The organism is Thalassobaculum salexigens DSM 19539, assembly GCF_000423805.1.
Classification (GTDB): Bacteria; Pseudomonadota; Alphaproteobacteria; order Thalassobaculales; family Thalassobaculaceae; genus Thalassobaculum; species Thalassobaculum litoreum.
Map to the genome: position 1 here is coordinate 145,555 of NZ_KE384093.1, position 15,654 is coordinate 161,208.

Sequence of the window (15,654 nt, forward strand, 5' to 3'; positions counted from 1 at the left end):
GCCCGATACGAAAGCGGCTAGATTATTCCGTGTCGATCAGCGTGATCACCGTGTCTACCATGACACAAAGTTCCAAGAGAACGATGATGATGTTGCGTTTTCCCGTCGCACGTCCCCGGCTGCCAACCGCCGATGCCATTCTCCCGTATCTGCGGCAGATCGACGAGAACCAGTACTACTCGAATTTCGGTCCTCTGGCCGGGACGGTCGAAGCGCGGCTTGCGGAGCGCTATGGGATCGACGCGGCCTGCGTGACGACGGTGTCCAACGCCACCGCCGGTCTGACCGCTGCCCTGCAGGCCGAGGCCCGGGCCCGGAAGCGCAACGTCAATGACGGGGCCGCCTACTGCCTGCTGCCCGCCTGGACCTTCGTCGCCACCCTGCATGCGGTGCTGGCGGCCGGGCTGGAACCCTATCTCCTGGATGTGGACGAGGATTCCTGGTCGCTGACGCCGCAAGCGGTGGAAAACGCCCTGTCGCGCATTCCCGGCGAACCTGTGGCCGTGGTGCCGGTGTCCCCGTTCGGCCGTCCCTACGACATGGCGTCCTGGGACGATTTCTCCCGCCGTACCGGGCTGGCGGTGGTGATGGATTCGGCCGCCGCCTTCGACAAGGGCGACGTCGGGCTCAGCCCGGCGGTCTTCAGCCTGCACGCCACCAAGGTCCTGGCGGCGGGAGAAGGCGGGTTCGCCGTGTCCACAGACGTGGATCTGATCAACGAGATCCGCAAATGCATCAATTTCGGCTTCTTCGGCGACCGGGTGGCGCAGAGCCGGGCGATCAACGGCAAGATGAGCGAGTACCATGCGGCCGTGACCCTGGCGGCACTCGATGCCTGGCCGCAGACCCGTCGGATCTTCGACGACATCGCCGCCGCCTATCGCGAGGGGTTCGCCGCCGACAACCGGATCCGCCTGCTGCCGGGCACCGGCGACGACTATGCGTCCTCGACCATCATGATCACCCGGGAGGACCCGTTGCCGCCCGGCTTCGACGAGGCGCTGGCGGCACGGGGGGTCGGGACCCGGCGCTGGTGGGGCGGCGGGATCGCCAAGCAGGTGGCCTATCGCCGCTTCAGCTCCGACCTGCTGCCGGTGACCGACTGGCTGGCCCAGCGCTGCATCGGCCTGCCCTGCTATCCGGGGCTGGAGCGCGACGAGATCCTGGAGATCGCCGCCATCGTCGGCGACACTCTGCGCGGCCGCTGACCGCCCCATGACAGCCTGATGAAAGCGGCCTCCACCATCGGCGGGTTCTTCGGACTGGAGCCGTCGGGCGATCCGCCTGCCGGCGACAGTGTGCTCGCGCGCTGGACGTCGGCGGGCGGGTGGAGCGGCTTTCACAACGCCCGCAGCGCCTTCGCCCATCTGGTGCGCGGCCTGGCACCGGGAACGGTCTGGCTGCCGCGCTATCTCTGCGCCGACATGGACGCGGCCGCCGGATCCAGCGTGCGGCGCTACGGCGTCGACATGGCTCTGGCGCTGGACGATGCGGCCTTCGAGGCGGCGCTCGCGCCGGGCGACCTGGTGGCGGCGGTGGCCTATTTCGGCGCCCCGGTCTGCAATCGGTTGCGCGAGATCGCGGCTCGCCGCGCCGACGTGGTCTGGCTGGAGGACCGCGCCCAGGCACTCGATATGGGCGCCGGGATGCCGGGCGCGTGGCGGCTGTACAGCCCCCGCAAGCTGCTGGGGGTCGCCGATGGCGGGCTGCTGGTGGGGCCGGTCTCCGACCTGCCCGCGCCCCGCCTGGCGCCGTCGCCGGCCAGCCACGCCGGGGCCGCGGAGGCCAGGGCGGCGGCGGTCACGCGGGAGCAGGTGGAGGCGGCGTATCGGCTTTATGTGGACATGGAACGGGCCCACGCGGTGACCGACGCCGCCCTGTCCGACCGGACGCGCGACATCCTCGCCGCCTCGCCGGTGGAGGACATGGCGGCGCGGCGTCGCGAGAATTTCGCGGCCCTGGACCGGCGGCTGTCGGATCGGGCCGCACCGGTCGTCGCGCGGCTACGCGGTACGGCCGCGCCGTTCGGCTATCCCCTGCTGCTGGCGCGGGAACGGGATGCCGTGGCCGCCCGGCTCGCCGCCGATGGTCTGTTCTGCGCGGTCCACTGGCGCGAGCTTGGAGAGGCCGGCACGACCGACCCGACTGATCCGGTGGCGTCGCGACTGCGCGACGGGATGCTGACCCTGCCGGTCGATCACCGCTACGGGGCCGCGGACATGGAGCGGCTGGCCGGTGCCGTGCTGCGGGCGCTGTCATGAGCGGACCCTACGGCCGACGATCCTATGTGGAGAGCCTGGCCCGGGACGGATGCCGGGTGGCGCCGCTGTGGGGCGGGCATGTGCTGCTGCGTCCGCTGCCCGCCGGGGGCGGAATCGACGCGGCCAGCGCCTATCCCATGGGCGGGTTCGACGCGACGGTGGACCCCGCCGAGGGCCGGGAGACGCTGCGCGCGGCCGGTGCGGTCGCCCTATCCGTCGTGGCCGACCCCCTGAACGCGCCCGACGCGGCCTGGCTGGCCGCGCACGCGGACCTGCATCGCCGGCTCAAGACGCATTACGTGGTCGATCGCGCTGCCGGCCCCTTCGCGCCGTCCCGACATCACCGCTACGAGATCCGCCGCGCCCAGCGACAGGTCACGGTGGACCGGGTCGCCCTGCCGCAGGTCATGGCCCGGTGGGAGGAACTCTACGGGCAGCTGGTCGTCCGGCATCGCATCCAGGCCGGGGCGCGCCTCGGTACCCCGCATTTCGCCGCCCTGGCGACCGACCCGCAGGCCCTGGTGCTCGCGGCCCGTGTGGCGGGCGAGATCGCCGCCGTGTCGATCTGGCTGAGCGACGGCGAGGTGGCGCATAACCATCTCGGCGCCTCCAGCGAGGCCGGGTATGCCGCCGGCGCCGGCTACGCGCTCTATGTCGCCGCGATCGAGGCGTTGTCCGGATGCCGGGTGCTGGATCTGGGCGGGGCGCCGGGGCTGGCCGACGATCCGAGCCATGGTCTCGCCCGGTTCAAGCGGGGCTTCGCGAACGCGGAACGGGCGACCTGGCTGAGCGGATTCATTCTCGACCGCGCAGGATACGACGCCGCGGTCGCGGTCTCGGGCGTCGACCCGTCGAGCGGGTACTTCCCGGCCTATCGCGGGCGATAGGCGCTCCGGGGAAGGGTCATGGCGATGGCGGTCACCGGTCTGGCCCGTTTCTCCACCTGACGCCGCCCGGTCTCCACGAAACCGGCATCGTCATAGATCCGGCGTGCCGCCGTGTTGGTCGCCAGCACCTCTAGCCGGACCGCCTCCGCCCGCAGATCCCCGAACGCGACCCTCAGCGCCTCGGCCAGCGCCCGCCGGCCGAGACCCTGGCCGCGCCGTGCGGCGTCCGCGATGAAGACATGAAACTCCAGGACGTCCGGCGCGCCCTCCACCGCGAGCAGATAGACGCAGCCGACCATCGCGCCGTCGGCGGCGCACAGGGCGTATCGGCGATGGGGCGCCTGGGGCAGCCAATGCCGGACCATCCAGTCCCGCGCCTCCTCCCAGGCCACGTCCCGGCGGTCGCCGACGAGGTGGTCGTAGAGCGCCGGGTCGCGCTGCCAGTCGTAGATGCGCCTGAGATCCTCCTCCTGCAGCGGCCGCAGTCGGACGGTCATCGCCGCTCGAGCACCACGAAGACGGAGGCGGTCAGGTCCGGATAGGTGAAACCGAGCTGAAAGCAGCCTTCCAGATAGGCGTCGCTCATCACCTCGCTGCCGAACAGCGTGTCGAACTGGAAATTGGCCAGCGGCTTGAAGAAGATCCCGCCGCGATGGGCGACCGTCAGCCCGGCCTTGCGAGCATCGCTTTCCAGGGTGTCGAGGACATAGGTGCGCCGGTGGCCGTGCTTCACGTCGCTCGGCGTCAGGGCGGTGCAATGGTCGATCAGGCCCATGGCCACCGCGATCCGGCGCGAGGCGGCATGGCCGTTCGGCACGACGACGAAGGCCCGGCCGCCGGGGCTCAGCAGCCGGCCGATGCCGGCCAGCGTCTCGACCGAGTCGACCACATGCTCCAGCACATGCACCAGGAACACCGCGTCGTAGCGCTTGTCGGTGACGAAATCCTCGAACAGGGTCTGGTGAAAGGTGCCCGGGTTCTTCAGCCGGGATCTGGTGACCTGGAGGAACCGCTCGGCGGCGTCCACCACGTCCACCCGGCCGAACCGTTCCTCCAGCAGCACCGTCAGATCGCCCTTGTAGCAGCCCATCTGCAGGCAGGTCCCGGTGGCGGGCATCCACGGCTCCATCGCCCGCATCATCCAGCCGCGCATCCGCACGTCGAACTCGGACTCGTCATAATCCCCGACAAGGTCGTTGACGTAGGCGAACTCGATGTCCTTCTGGCCGGCGTCGGTCATCTCGGCTCCTCAGCGGTCTTCCCGGTAGAACCGGTGCTCGGGTGGATTGTACCAGTCGTCGAGGGATTCGGGGACGCGGGCGTACCAGCCCAGCCGGCGCTTCAACACCTCGCTCGCCGCCGCCACCCGGGCCGTGCCGAGCTGCTTCACGTGGTCGATCTGCGGCTTGAAGAAGGGCGGGGTGAAGGTCAGGGTGAGCGCCCGCCGGATGCTGTCCGACCGGTTGGCGCCGGCGGCATGCAGCAGCCGCGAATCGAACAGCAGGACGCTGCCGACCGGCGCCTCGTAGGTCGCCACCCGCTGCTCGCCCTCCACCCGGTCGACCACCCGGTGCGAGCCGAGATCGAGCAGGGTGCCGCCATTCTCCGCGGTGAAGGGGTCGAGGGTGATCAGCATGTTGATCATCAGCCGCAGATCGTCGCCAGGGGAGAAGGCGCGCAGGTCGCGGTGCCAGCGGTGCAGGTATTCGCCGCCGGCGGTCGGCCGGTTCATCAGCCCGCCGAAGGAATTCAGGATGAAGCTGCCGCCCAGGAAGGTCTCGATCAGCCCGGCGGCCGGCAGCGCTTCAAGGAAGTCCTCGAAACCGGAGTCGGCGCCGAGCACGTGATGGGCGATCCCGGAGCCGGAGGTTGCCATCCCCTTCGCCCGCATCGTGGCCGCCGAAAGGTCGACGGCCCTGCCCAGCCCCTGCCGCAGGGTCTCGACCATGCGGTCATCGATCAGACCGTCCAGCGAGACTGCGCCGTCGCGGACCAGCGGCTCCAGCGCCTCGGACGGGTCGGTACGGCGCGCGATCGCAGGGGGCGGTGACATTGGCATCCTGTCGGTTGACGAGGTCCCATCCTAGAGCCAAATCCGATCATATTGAATCTTTTTATGATTCAATATGGTCGGTGAATTTGTCTCTAAAACAATAAGATAGAGCAGATTCACGCACGCTGACGCGATCACGAAGTGATCCCGTCACCGCACGATCTGCTCTCGCACGGGACCCAGGGTCAGGCAGGTGCATCGGTCTCGCTGGTCAGCGAGGACGGCTCGATCGTCTTGAAGAATCCGGTGACGCTCTGTCCGTTCGCCGAAAGCGGCAGGATCAGCCGGACATAGCGCATCGGTGCGCCGGCGATCGGCACGAATGTCCTGCGGGCGAGGCTGGGCATGCGACTCTCCGCGATACGCCGCAGCGAGTCGGTGACGACCTCGGCGTCGCGTTCCTCAAAGAACGCACGGACGGTCATGCCGTGTGCCTTGAAGGCGGCCTTTTCGCCGATATAGGTGCCGACCATCCGGACGGCGGCGTCCCGTTGCGCCGGCAGGTAGTCCAAGAGCATCGTGTAGTCGAGGACCGCTTCGGGCAGTTCGGCGACATCGAGTGAGGCCGGCAGGTCGTCCCCCTGCCGCGCCGCCTTCCAGGCCGCCAGGCAGGCCGCGAGCATCGGGAAGTCCCCGATACCGTCCATGTCCAGCTCTTCCTGGCCGCTTCGGGGCGTGTCGGTCCCGGTCTGCACCGGCTGCCCGGTCTCCGCCTCGCTCACTGCATCGTCCTCGCTGCGCTGGTTATTCTGCGTGATCGTCATCCCGGCGGACCCCCTTCTTCGCATCGGTGTCCGGCGGCCGGACCGCCGTGCGCTGGCGATAGATCGCCGGATCGAACGCGCCGAACCGGATGGTGATCAGTCGGTGCAGGTTCTCGATATCGCCTATTCTCAGATCGGCGGCGGCTTTGCCCATCTCGTTCCAGCTCCGCAGCGCCGGAGCGAGATCCAGCGTCCAGGCCCGCAGCTCGTTGATCGCCGGCCACGTCTCGCGGGCGAGCTGGTCGCGATCGGCCAGGGCGCCCTTGATGTCGTTCGCGAGCATGTCCAGGGCCATCGTGCGCTTGGTCGCCCAGACGATGACGTGGCGGAGCTTCAGCGCGGAGTCCCGGATCCGGTCCTGTTCGGCGAAGGCTTCCCGCTGGGTCGCCAGGGTCGCCATCTCGCCGACCATGCGCTGGCAGGCGGTCACGTCGTCGCTGAGCTGCATGGAATAGGTTGCCGCGTCCAGATGGTCCCGAAGAATCTGGACGATCCGGGGATTGCGGCGCGTATCGACGCCGATGAGCTGGCGGGCGATCGTCTCGGCCGGGTCGCCGTCGGCCTGGGCGCCGTGGCCCGCGCTCTGGGCGCAGAGGGCTTCCAGAATGCGGCGCTCGACACGTTTCGCCGTGCGGGCATGCACGGTCCAGGACGGCCGGCCATCGACGATCTCGGTGGGGATGGGGTCGCCCGTCGCCACGGTCTCGCGGTACAGCAGGGCCGGCTCGACGCGCTGCAGCAGGGCAAGGTCGGGATGTCCGTCGGGAAGCTCCGCGGCGGCGGGAATCGTGGCGAGCGGAACGGTCGCCCGGTTGCCGCCGAAATCGAAGCGCAGCACCGGCTGCCGGTCGGCGCTGCGGACGAACACGGCGTCGCGCTGCCTCAGATAGGAGGACACGAAGCTGAACGTGCCGCCCTGCTTCGCTGCAGTACCGGTGTCCGTCGCATGCGGCATTGAACCCATGACCGTTCGGTCGCTCCCACCCTTCGTGAGCCAAGAGACATAAGTCCCTTAGAATGTCTTTAAAGAGCGTTAGCGGCGCAGCACCGGCCGGACCGCCATGGCGACGCGCCGAGGCATCCGTCTATAGTCTCGGGCGAACGGGAACCGGACCGGCAGGAGGCGACGGCATGACCACACCCTATCCCCGCGACATGGTGGGCTACGGCCGTGCGCCCATCGATCCGAAATGGCCGGGCGGCGCCCGCGTCGCGCTGCAGATCGTGATGAACTACGAGGAGGGCGGGGAGAACGCCATCCTGCACGGCGATCCGGCCTCGGAAGCCTTCCTGTCCGAGATGATCGGCGCCGCACCCTGGCCGGGGCAGCGCAACCTGAACATGGAATCGGTCTACGAATTCGGGTCGCGCGCCGGGTTCTGGCGGATCCACCGGGAGTTCACCCGGCGCAAGCTGCCGCTGACGGTCTACGCCGTCGGCATGGCGATGGAGCGCAACGCGGAGGTCGGCCCGGCCATGGTCGAGGCGGGCTGGGAGGTGGCGAGCCACGGCTACCGCTGGATCGACTACCTGAACGTGCCGGAGGAGACCGAGCGCGAACACGTGAGGCTGGCGATCGCCGCCATCGAGCGGTCCACCGGCCAGCGCCCGGTCGGCTGGTACACCGGCCGCGGCAGCGCCAATACCCGCCGGCTGGTCGTCGAGCATGGCGGCTTCCTCTACGACAGCGACAGCTATGCCGACGAGCTGCCTTACTGGACGCACGAGTTCGGCGCTCCGCACCTGATCGTCCCCTATACCCTGGACGCCAACGACATGCGCTTCGCGGTCAATCAGGGCTTCAATTCCGGCGACCAGTTCTTCGCCTATCTGCGCGACAGCTTCGACGTGCTCTACGCCGAGGGGGCGGACCAGCCGAAGATGATGTCGGTCGGCCTGCACTGCCGTCTGGTCGGCCGGCCGGGCCGTTTTGCCGCCCTGCAACGCTTCCTCGACCACGTGGAGAAGCACGATCGGGTATGGATCTGCCGGCGCGACGAGATCGCCCGGCACTGGCACGACAACCACAAACCGGGAGGCGCCTGATGGCGGGAGACTACAGGATCGGCGTGATGAGCGAGGCCGATGTGGCGACGGCGGTCGACTGGGCCGCCGCGGAAGGCTGGAACCCGGGCAAGGCGGATGCCGCGTGCTTCCGGGCCGTAGACCCGGACGGGTTCCTCGGCGGCTATCTGGACGGCCGGCTGATCACGTCGATCTCGGTGGTGAACTACGATCCGACCTTCGCCTTTCTCGGCTTCTACATCGCCCACCCCGATCACCGGGGGCAGGGCTACGGCTACGCGCTCTGGCAGGCCGGCATCCGGTATGCCGGCGACCGGCTGGTGGGCCTGGACGGGGTGGTGGCCGAGCAGGAGAACTACAAGCGCTCCGGCTTCGTCCTGGCCTACCGCAACATCCGCTACGGCGGCACGGTCACGACGGTTCCGGATGCCGCGCCGGGCATCGACATCCGTGCAGTGACCGAGGCCGGGCCGCAGATCGCCGCCCTGGACCGCACGGTCTTCCCGGCCGACCGATCGTCGTTCCTGGAGGACTGGTTCTCCGCGCCGGGGCATCTGGCCCGCGCGGCCTATCGCGACGGGGCCCTGGCCGGAGTCGCGGTGGCGCGGCCCTGCCGCTCCGGCTGGAAGATCGGGCCGTTGCTGGCCGACGACCGCGCGGTGGCGGAGACGCTGCTGGCGGATCTGCTGCCGGCGATCGGCATGGGGGCGGAGGTCTATCTCGACACGCCGGAGCCGAACCCGGAGGCGACCGCCCTAGCCGAAGCGCTCGGGCTGACGCCGGGATTCGAGACCGCACGCATGTACACCGGCCCGGCACCCGCGCTAGACATCGCCAAAATCTATGGCGTGACGACGTTCGAGCTGGGCTGACGGCCCACGCGCGACCGGCCCGCGCTCTAAGACAATAAGATAGAGCAGAGTCACGCACGCTGACGCGATCACGAAGTGATCCCGTCAGCACACGATCCGCTCTAGCAGACAACGGAAAGGATCATCATGTCGCTTGCCATGAATCGCGAGGTGTTCATCACCTGTGCCGTGACCGGGTCCGGTGGCACCCAGGACAAGAGTCCGCATGTGCCCCGCTCGCCGCAGCAGATCGCCGAGAGCGCGATCGACGCCGCAAAGGCCGGCGCCGCGGTCGTCCATTGCCATGTGCGCGATCCGGAGACCGGCGCGCCGAGCCGGAATCTGGCGTTGTACCGCGAGCTGACCGACCGGATCCGCGATGCCGAGGTCGACGTGGTGCTGAACCTGACCACCGGCATGGGCGGCGACCTGATCCACGGACCGGTGGAGAGCCCGCTGCCGCTGAACGAGACCGGCACGGATCTCGTCGGCGCGTCGGAGCGCATGGCCCATATCCGCGAATGCCTGCCGGAGCTCTGCACCATCGACTGCGGCACCATGAACTTCGCCGAGGCCGACTACGTCATGATGAACTCTCCCGGCATGCTCCGGGCCATGGGCTCCATGATGACCGAGCTCGGCGTGAAGCCGGAGATCGAGGCCTTCGACACCGGCCATCTCTGGCTGGCCAAGCAGCTCGTCGCCGAGGGTGTGATCACCGGGCCGGCCCTGGTGCAGCTCTGCATGGGCGTGCCCTGGGGGGCGCCGAACGACCTGCACACCTTCCTGGCCATGGTCAACGCCATCCCCGAGGGCTGGAGCTTCTCCGCCTTCTCGCTCGGCCGCGATCAGATGCCCTACGCCGCCGCCTCGGTGCTGGCCGGGGGCCATGTCCGCGTCGGGCTGGAGGACAACCTGTATCTGGAGCGCGGCGTGCTGGCGACCAATGCCCAGCTCGTGGAGAAAGCGGTCACGGTGGTGGAGAACATGGGGGCGAAGATCGTCGGCCCCGACGCGGTCCGCGCCAAGCTCGGCCTCACCAAGCGGGCGCCCGGATCGTGAGCGACCTTCCCAGGAAGGCGGCCATTCTCGGCGCCGGGGTCATCGGCTCCGGCTGGCTGGCCCGGCTGATCGACAGCGGCGTGGCCTGCTCCGTGTTCGATCCCGCACCCAACGCCGAGGCGAAGATCGCCCCGGTGCTCGACAACGCGGAGCGGGCGGCAGCGTCGCTGATCGACGCCCCGCGGCCGGCGAAGGGGACCTGGTCGCTGGTCGGCTCGATCGCCGAGGCGGTGGCCGGTGCCGACCTGATCGTCGAGGCGGTGCCCGAGCGGCTCGACGTCAAGCACGCGACCTACCGGGAGATCGAGGCGGCGAATACCGACGGCATCATCGCCTCGTCGACCAGCGGCTTCCGCCCGTCCGTGCTGCAGGAGGGCATGGCCCGTCCGGAGCGGCTGATCGTCGCCCACCCGTTCAACCCGGTCTATCTGCTGCCGCTGGTCGAGATCGTCGGCGGGGCGGCGACGGACAAGGCGGTGATCGATCGGGCGATGGCGCTCTACACCGAACTCGGCATGAAGCCGCTCCACCTGAAGGTGGAGATCGACGCCTTCGTCGCCGACCGGCTGATGGAGGCGCTGTGGCGCGAGGCCCTGTGGCTGGTGAAGGACGGGGTGGCGACGACGCAGGAGATCGACGACGCCATCCGCTACGGCTGCGGGTTGCGCTGGGCGCAGATGGGGACGTTCCAGACCTTCCACATCGCCGGCGGTGAGGCGGGGATGCGGCATTTCATGGAGCAGTTCGGCCCGGCGCTGGCCTGGCCCTGGACCAAGCTGATGGACGTGCCGGAGATGACCCCGGAGCTGGTCGACCGCATTGCCGAGCAGTCCGAGGCCCAGGCCGACGGCCGCACGCCGCGCGACCTGGAGAAGATCCGCGACGACAATCTGGTGGCGATCCTGAAGGCCCTGCGCGGCACCGGCTGGGGGGCGGGCCAGGTGCTCGCCGACCACGAGGCACGGCTTCGGGGGAAGTGAGGATTACAGTCTCTCATAGTCGTCATCCCGGACGGCCCTGGGCCTGATCCGGGGGCGAGCAGGAACCAACTCTGAACGCCGGCAACCCGGTCCCGGCCGACCCCCGGGTCGCGCCCAAGGGTCGCCGGGATGACGATCGTTTCTTGATGACGGGTGAGGGGCGCCCGCCGATTTTTCGCGGCGCACAATTTGAAATCCGCGGCCATCTCTGTCACCCTGTCGGCAGGTGTCGACGAGAGCCGAAACCATGGACCGAACCGACGCGTAAGCTCGATGCCTGGTCCGAACCCCCTACTGGAAGGGGAAATTCCATATGAAGTTGACCACAGATCAGACGGCTGCCGTCCAGCGGCAGACCGGTGCCGACCCGTTGCCGGAAGACAATCCGACCATGGGCCAGCTCCAGGAGATCTTCGGCGAGCACACGTTCTACGTCGCCGAGCAGGGCTTGGTGGTTCCCGAGACCACGCCTGAGGAGACTGCGCCGGAAGCCGCCGAAGACGGCTCGGTGGAGTTCATGCTCGTGGCCGTGTGGGCCGGAGAGGACAAGCAGTCCCTCCAGCCGATCGAGCCGCAGCCGACCGGCATCAAGCTGGAATTGGCGACGGCCCACTAACGGGGCGTCAATCGAAGACGACGGCGGCGGGCCTTCGCGGCTCGCCGACGGGTGGCGTGTGTCCCGAGGTTCGAAACGGGCCGGGGCACGCGGCGTATTCGTGCGTCCGGGTGAGAGAGGGAGCGGGCGGGAGGCCCCACCCTCTCTCGTACCCGGGTTCGCTTTCCCTCCCCAACACACTCCCCGGTCTTGTGCCGGGGCAAGCGGGAGTCGCGTGGACGGACATGAGGAAGTTTCCCGCAGGCCCACAAGGCGCGGCGGGAAGCGCCCCGGCACATGGCCGGCGAGTGCTCGTTGAACTCGGGGAAAGAGGGAGTTTCCCGATCACGTGCCGCAGAACGTCGCCTTGACCTCTTCCTCCGGCATCGGCGGCGCCTCGTAGCGCTCCTGGCCCGGCTGCGTGACAAAGGGGGTCTGCAGCACCGCGCGCAGGTCGTGCAGCGGCGCCACATCGCCGCTCTCCACGGCCGCGTTCAGGGCCGCCTCGACCTGGTGATTGCGCGGGATATAGGCCGGGTTCACAGACCGCATGGCCGCCTGCCGCGCCGCATCGTCCCGTTTCTCCTCGGCGAGGCGCGCCCGCCATGTCGCCGCCCAGGCATCGAACGCCCCCGGCTCCTTGAACAGAGCCCGCACTGCCGCGTCCTCGCCTCCCCGGCGGGTCAGGTCGGACAGCCGGCGGAAGGTGAGCGTGAAGTCAGCCTTGCCCTCTTCCATCGCCGTCAGCAGGCCGTCGATCAGGTCGACATCGCCCTCGCGCACGGTCTCCAGCCCGATCTTGGCGGCAAAGCGTTCGGTATGGGCCGCGCGGTAGCGGTCGGGGAAGGTGTTGATGACCTCCTGAGCGATGGCCAGCGCCTTCTCCTCGCTGTCGTCGATCAGCGGCAGCAGGCACTGGGCGAGGCAGGCGAGGTTCCAGTGGGCGATGCCAGGCTGGTTGCCATAGGCATACCGCCCGCCATGGTCGATCGAGCTGTACACCGTGCCCGGATGATAGGTGTCCATGAAGGCGCAGGGGCCGTAATCGATGGTGTCGCCGGCGACCGACATGTTGTCGGTGTTCATCACCCCGTGGATGAAACCGACCGACATCCAGGCGGCGATCAGCGCCGCCTGCCGCCCGACCACCGCGTCGAGCAGGGCGCTGTACGGGTTCTCCGCCTGGCGCAGCTCCGGGTAATGGCGCTCGATCACGTGGTCGGCCAGCAGCCTCAGCGCGTCGGTGTCGCGCCGGGCGGCGAAAAACTGGAATGTGCCCACGCGGATATGGCTGCGGGCGACGCGGGTCAGGATGCCGCCGGGCAGGGCGCGCTCGCGGAACACTGCCTCGCCGGTGGTGACCACGGCGAGCGAGCGCGTCGTCGGAATGCCGAAGGCGGCCATCGCCTCGCTGACGATATACTCGCGCAGCACCGGACCGAGCGCGGCACGCCCGTCGCCCATGCGCGAGTACGGCGTCGGGCCGGAGCCCTTGAGCTGGATGTCGCGGCGCCCGCCGTCGCGGTCGACCACCTCGCCCAGCAAAATCGCCCGCCCGTCGCCGAGCTGCGGCACCCAGCCGCCGAACTGGTGGCCGGCATAGGCCATGGCCAGCGGCTCGGCGCCTTCCGGAATGGTATTGCCGCCGAGCACCTGGGCGCCCGCCTCGCTACGCAGGAAGGCCGGATCCAGGTTCAGCTCGCGGGCCAGTTCCTCGTTCAACAGCAACAGGCGCGGCGCCTGGACCGGTGTGGGGTCCAGCTTGGTGAAGAACCGCTCCGGCAGGCGGGCGTAGGTATTGTCGAAGGGGAAACCGGCCTGATCCCCGGTCGCGTGCTGTGGGGCCGCTTCGGCCATGCCATGCTCCTTGGGCTCGGTGATGGCAAATACTTGGCCCGTCCAGGATCGGACGCAAGGCCGTGGCTTCCGTCGCTTCGACGCGGCTCCTACACTGTCCGCGAAACCAGGGAGGTCGGTCATGAAGATGAACAGTGCCGAATTGGATGCCCGCCGCGACGTCGCCGCCGCCCACCGCCTCGCCGTGCTGCACGGATTGAATGAGGGCGTGTGGAACCATATCAGCCTGATCTCGCCGGACGATTCCGACGCCATGCTGATCTCGCCCGGCCACATGCACTGGTCCCAGGTGACCGCCAGCAACCTGGCGCTGATGAACGGCAAGGGCGAGCTGATGGCGGGCGGTCCGGCACCGATCCGGGCCGGCTGGATCATCCACTACCCGGTGCACAAGGCCCGGCCCGACGCGAAATGCGTGATCCATGTCCACGCGCCCTACATCACCGCCATGTCGATCCGCCAGGACATGCGCTTCGAGCCGCGCTCCTCGCAGCAGGCGGCGCGGTTCCACGACGACGTTGTCTATTACGAGGTCTATGACGGCGTGCTGGCCGACGAGGACGAGGGCAAGCGCATGGCCGACACGCTGGGCGACAAGCGTCTGCTGATGCTGCGCAACCACGGCGCCCTGATCGCCACCGACAGTGTGGCCAAGGCCTATCTCGACGTCTATCAGCTCGAGCGCGCCTGCATGTACCAGCTCCTGGCGACGGCGGGCGGCGGCGAGATGGCGCTGATCCCGGAGGATGTCTGCGCCGAGATGGGCAACCTGGCGCGTAAGGGTCAGGGCCTCGGCCATTGGGAGGGCTTCAAGCGCTGGGTCGACGCCGAGCAGCCGGACTACGCGCACTGAGCGTGCAGAGGAGGGGAAGATGACGGCGTCCTGGTCGATCGGCGGCGAGTATATGGAGAGCTGCAACTGCGACTATCTCTGCCCCTGCATCTACACCAATCCTCAGGGCGAGGTGACGCACGATCACTGCATCGCCCTGATGGTCTACCGGATCGACACGGGGAGTTACGGCGACGTCTCCCTGGCGGGACTGAAATTCGCCCTGGTGATCCATTCCAACAAGGTGATGGCCGACGGCGACTGGATCTTCGCCTGCGTGGCCGACGAGGGCGCCGACGACAACCAACGCGCCGCCCTGACCGAGATCCTGTCCGGCCGGGCCGGCGGCCGACCGGCGATGATCCACGACAATCTCGTGGGCGAGTTCCGCGGCATCGCCTTCGCGCCGATCTCCTTCGAGATGGACGGGCTCGACCGGTCGACCGATGCGGGGCTGTTCTCCTTCGCCATCAGCGGCGTGGCCTCGCGCACCGGCAACGGCGAAGTGATCTCCATCGACAACGTGTCCCACCCGGCGAACTCCCGGCTTGCCCTGGCGCGGACCCGCGAGATGCACCTGCATGGGTTCGGGCTCGATCTGGACCTGTCCGGCATCGGCAATAACGGCCATTTCGCCCCCTTCGCCTGGAGCAACTGACCGGCCATGTCGGTGCCGACCAGCCTGGAGGCAGCCGTCGCCCGCGACCGGCGGCTGGTTATGGCGGCGATCGTCGTCCTGACGGCGCTGAGCTGGGCCTATCTGGTGTCGATGGCCCGGGACATGGGGGGCGGCATGAACGCCGGCATGGCCATGCCGATGGGACCGGCGGCCTGGACCTCCGGCTATGCCGCGATGATGCTGGTGATGTGGGTGGTGATGATGGCCGGCATGATGCTTCCCAGCGCCATGCCGATGATCCTGACCGTTGCGACCATCGGCCGTCGCCGCCGGGCACGCGGTCAGCCGCATGTCGCGACCGCGGTGTTCGTCGCCGGCTATCTGATCGCCTGGGGCGGATTCAGCGTCGCCGCCACCGCCGCGCAATGGGGGCTGGAGCAGGCCGCCCTGCTGTCGCCGATGATGGTGTCCACCAGCCCGGTCTTCGGCGGGCTGCTGCTGATCGCCGCCGGGCTCTATCAGGTCACGCCGCTCAAGCATGCCTGCCTGCGCCATTGCCGCTCGCCCTTCGACTTCGTGCTGAACCGATGGTGCGACGGGGCGGCGGGGGCGTTGCGCATGGGGGTGGAGCACGGGCTGTACTGCCTGGGCTGCTGCTGGGTGGCGATGGTGTTGCTGTTCGTATTCGGCGTGATGAACCTGCTGTGGATCGCCGCGCTGGCGATCCTGGTGCTGCTGGAGAAGGTGGTGCCGGGCGGGCATCGGATCGCCTGGGCATTCGGTGGCTTGATGGTAGGCGGCGGCGTGTGGATGCTCGCGTCCTGACGCGCCGGCCGTTAGTCTGCCCTCCCTGATCGACCAACCCCAA

Annotated in this window: 17 protein-coding genes; 11 read left to right on the forward strand and 6 right to left on the reverse strand. The window is 68.8% G+C overall.

Going from position 1 to position 15,654, the window contains the following annotated elements:
• Positions 1-89 precede the first annotated feature (89 nt).
• The 3 genes from G578_RS24790 to G578_RS0104960 are packed head-to-tail and all read left to right on the forward strand — an operon-like array spanning position 90 to position 3,148.
• Positions 90-1,208: a DegT/DnrJ/EryC1/StrS family aminotransferase gene (locus G578_RS24790; RefSeq protein ID WP_169400822.1), complete on the forward strand. Its 1,119-nt coding sequence runs from the start codon at positions 90-92 to the stop codon at positions 1,206-1,208.
• Between the two features lie 18 nt (positions 1,209-1,226).
• Positions 1,227-2,261 (forward strand): aspartate aminotransferase family protein, encoded by a 1,035-nt coding sequence (locus G578_RS0104955; protein ID WP_028793295.1) that lies wholly within the window; start codon positions 1,227-1,229, stop codon positions 2,259-2,261.
• The gene (locus G578_RS0104960; RefSeq protein WP_028793296.1) at positions 2,258-3,148 is read left to right on the forward strand and encodes a GNAT family N-acetyltransferase; all 891 of its coding nucleotides are present in this window, start codon (positions 2,258-2,260) and stop codon (positions 3,146-3,148) included. Before G578_RS0104955 ends, G578_RS0104960 begins: the two co-directional genes overlap by 4 nt.
• Here G578_RS0104960 and G578_RS28195 read toward each other — a convergent pair.
• The 5 genes from G578_RS28195 to G578_RS0104985 all read right to left on the reverse strand — a co-directional run bounded on the left by G578_RS28195 (position 3,133) and on the right by G578_RS0104985 (position 6,920).
• Positions 3,133-3,645, reverse strand: coding sequence for a GNAT family N-acetyltransferase (locus G578_RS28195; protein ID WP_051244000.1), 513 nt, complete (start codon positions 3,643-3,645; stop codon positions 3,133-3,135). The two genes, G578_RS0104960 and G578_RS28195, sit on opposite strands and share 16 nt — an antisense overlap.
• Positions 3,642-4,388, reverse strand: a complete 747-nt coding sequence (locus tag G578_RS24800; protein WP_038013640.1) for a class I SAM-dependent methyltransferase — start codon at positions 4,386-4,388, stop codon at positions 3,642-3,644. The genes G578_RS28195 and G578_RS24800 overlap by 4 nt, the downstream gene beginning before the upstream one ends.
• A 9-nt stretch (positions 4,389-4,397) precedes the next feature.
• Complete coding sequence (locus G578_RS24805; protein WP_051244004.1) at positions 4,398-5,201, reverse strand: phytanoyl-CoA dioxygenase family protein; 804 nt, start codon at positions 5,199-5,201, stop codon at positions 4,398-4,400.
• 185 nt (positions 5,202-5,386) lie between these two features.
• Positions 5,387-5,965: a PAS domain-containing protein gene (locus tag G578_RS0104980; protein ID WP_028793297.1), complete on the reverse strand. Its 579-nt coding sequence runs from the start codon at positions 5,963-5,965 to the stop codon at positions 5,387-5,389.
• Positions 5,946-6,920 carry a hypothetical protein gene (locus G578_RS0104985; protein ID WP_028793298.1) on the reverse strand — a complete coding sequence of 325 codons (975 nt, stop codon included), beginning with the start codon at positions 6,918-6,920 and terminating at the stop codon, positions 5,946-5,948. Before G578_RS0104985 ends, G578_RS0104980 begins: the two co-directional genes overlap by 20 nt.
• Positions 6,921-7,096: 176 nt before the next feature.
• Between G578_RS0104985 and puuE the strand changes: the two genes are divergently transcribed.
• The 5 genes from puuE to G578_RS0105010 all read left to right on the forward strand — a co-directional run bounded on the left by puuE (position 7,097) and on the right by G578_RS0105010 (position 11,499).
• Positions 7,097-8,011 carry an allantoinase PuuE gene (puuE, locus tag G578_RS0104990; RefSeq protein WP_028793299.1) on the forward strand — a complete coding sequence of 305 codons (915 nt, stop codon included), beginning with the start codon at positions 7,097-7,099 and terminating at the stop codon, positions 8,009-8,011.
• Complete coding sequence (locus G578_RS0104995) at positions 8,011-8,862, forward strand: GNAT family N-acetyltransferase (RefSeq protein WP_051244007.1); 852 nt, start codon at positions 8,011-8,013, stop codon at positions 8,860-8,862. The genes puuE and G578_RS0104995 overlap by 1 nt, the downstream gene beginning before the upstream one ends.
• Positions 8,863-8,988: 126 nt before the next feature.
• Complete coding sequence (gene bcoG, locus G578_RS0105000; protein ID WP_028793301.1) at positions 8,989-9,903, forward strand: 3-dehydrocarnitine:acetyl-CoA trimethylamine transferase BcoG; 915 nt, start codon at positions 8,989-8,991, stop codon at positions 9,901-9,903.
• Complete coding sequence (locus tag G578_RS24810) at positions 9,900-10,883, forward strand: 3-hydroxyacyl-CoA dehydrogenase NAD-binding domain-containing protein (protein ID WP_038014327.1); 984 nt, start codon at positions 9,900-9,902, stop codon at positions 10,881-10,883. The genes bcoG and G578_RS24810 overlap by 4 nt, the downstream gene beginning before the upstream one ends.
• Positions 10,884-11,196: 313 nt before the next feature.
• On the forward strand, positions 11,197-11,499 hold the full coding sequence (locus G578_RS0105010; protein WP_028793302.1) for a hypothetical protein: 303 nt from the start codon (positions 11,197-11,199) through the stop codon (positions 11,497-11,499).
• A gap of 324 nt (positions 11,500-11,823) precedes the next feature.
• Here G578_RS0105010 and G578_RS24815 read toward each other — a convergent pair whose 3' ends face one another.
• Entirely contained in the window at positions 11,824-13,335 is a 1,512-nt protein-coding gene (locus G578_RS24815) for a protein adenylyltransferase SelO (RefSeq protein ID WP_051244010.1), read from the reverse strand.
• 121 nt (positions 13,336-13,456) lie between these two features.
• Between G578_RS24815 and G578_RS0105020 the strand changes: the two genes are divergently transcribed.
• From G578_RS0105020 to G578_RS0105030, 3 genes are read left to right on the forward strand one after another with little or no spacing between them, the layout of a single operon-like run.
• On the forward strand, positions 13,457-14,188 hold the full coding sequence (locus tag G578_RS0105020) for a class II aldolase/adducin family protein (protein WP_028793303.1): 732 nt from the start codon (positions 13,457-13,459) through the stop codon (positions 14,186-14,188).
• A gap of 19 nt (positions 14,189-14,207) precedes the next feature.
• The gene (locus tag G578_RS0105025) at positions 14,208-14,825 is read left to right on the forward strand and encodes a DUF1326 domain-containing protein (RefSeq protein WP_028793304.1); all 618 of its coding nucleotides are present in this window, start codon (positions 14,208-14,210) and stop codon (positions 14,823-14,825) included.
• 6 nt (positions 14,826-14,831) lie between these two features.
• Positions 14,832-15,611: a DUF2182 domain-containing protein gene (locus G578_RS0105030; RefSeq protein ID WP_028793305.1), complete on the forward strand. Its 780-nt coding sequence runs from the start codon at positions 14,832-14,834 to the stop codon at positions 15,609-15,611.
• Positions 15,612-15,654 lie beyond the last annotated feature (43 nt).

Coding starts and splice junctions, on each gene's coding strand:
- G578_RS24815 (WP_051244010.1), bottom strand. CDS start 13,335: ATGGCCGAAGCGGCCCCACAGCACGCGACCGGGGATCAGGCCGGTTTC.
- G578_RS0105025 (WP_028793304.1), top strand. CDS start 14,208: ATGACGGCGTCCTGGTCGATCGGCGGCGAGTATATGGAGAGCTGCAAC.
- G578_RS0104955 (WP_028793295.1), top strand. CDS start 1,227: ATGAAAGCGGCCTCCACCATCGGCGGGTTCTTCGGACTGGAGCCGTCG.
- puuE (WP_028793299.1), top strand. CDS start 7,097: ATGACCACACCCTATCCCCGCGACATGGTGGGCTACGGCCGTGCGCCC.
- G578_RS0104985 (WP_028793298.1), bottom strand. CDS start 6,920: ATGCCGCATGCGACGGACACCGGTACTGCAGCGAAGCAGGGCGGCACG.
- G578_RS24790 (WP_169400822.1), top strand. CDS start 90: ATGTTGCGTTTTCCCGTCGCACGTCCCCGGCTGCCAACCGCCGATGCC.
- G578_RS0105010 (WP_028793302.1), top strand. CDS start 11,197: ATGAAGTTGACCACAGATCAGACGGCTGCCGTCCAGCGGCAGACCGGT.
- G578_RS0104960 (WP_028793296.1), top strand. CDS start 2,258: ATGAGCGGACCCTACGGCCGACGATCCTATGTGGAGAGCCTGGCCCGG.
- G578_RS0105020 (WP_028793303.1), top strand. CDS start 13,457: ATGAAGATGAACAGTGCCGAATTGGATGCCCGCCGCGACGTCGCCGCC.
- G578_RS24800 (WP_038013640.1), bottom strand. CDS start 4,388: ATGACCGACGCCGGCCAGAAGGACATCGAGTTCGCCTACGTCAACGAC.
- G578_RS0105030 (WP_028793305.1), top strand. CDS start 14,832: ATGTCGGTGCCGACCAGCCTGGAGGCAGCCGTCGCCCGCGACCGGCGG.
- G578_RS24805 (WP_051244004.1), bottom strand. CDS start 5,201: ATGTCACCGCCCCCTGCGATCGCGCGCCGTACCGACCCGTCCGAGGCG.
- G578_RS0104995 (WP_051244007.1), top strand. CDS start 8,011: ATGGCGGGAGACTACAGGATCGGCGTGATGAGCGAGGCCGATGTGGCG.
- bcoG (WP_028793301.1), top strand. CDS start 8,989: ATGTCGCTTGCCATGAATCGCGAGGTGTTCATCACCTGTGCCGTGACC.
- G578_RS28195 (WP_051244000.1), bottom strand. CDS start 3,645: ATGACCGTCCGACTGCGGCCGCTGCAGGAGGAGGATCTCAGGCGCATC.
- G578_RS0104980 (WP_028793297.1), bottom strand. CDS start 5,965: ATGACGATCACGCAGAATAACCAGCGCAGCGAGGACGATGCAGTGAGC.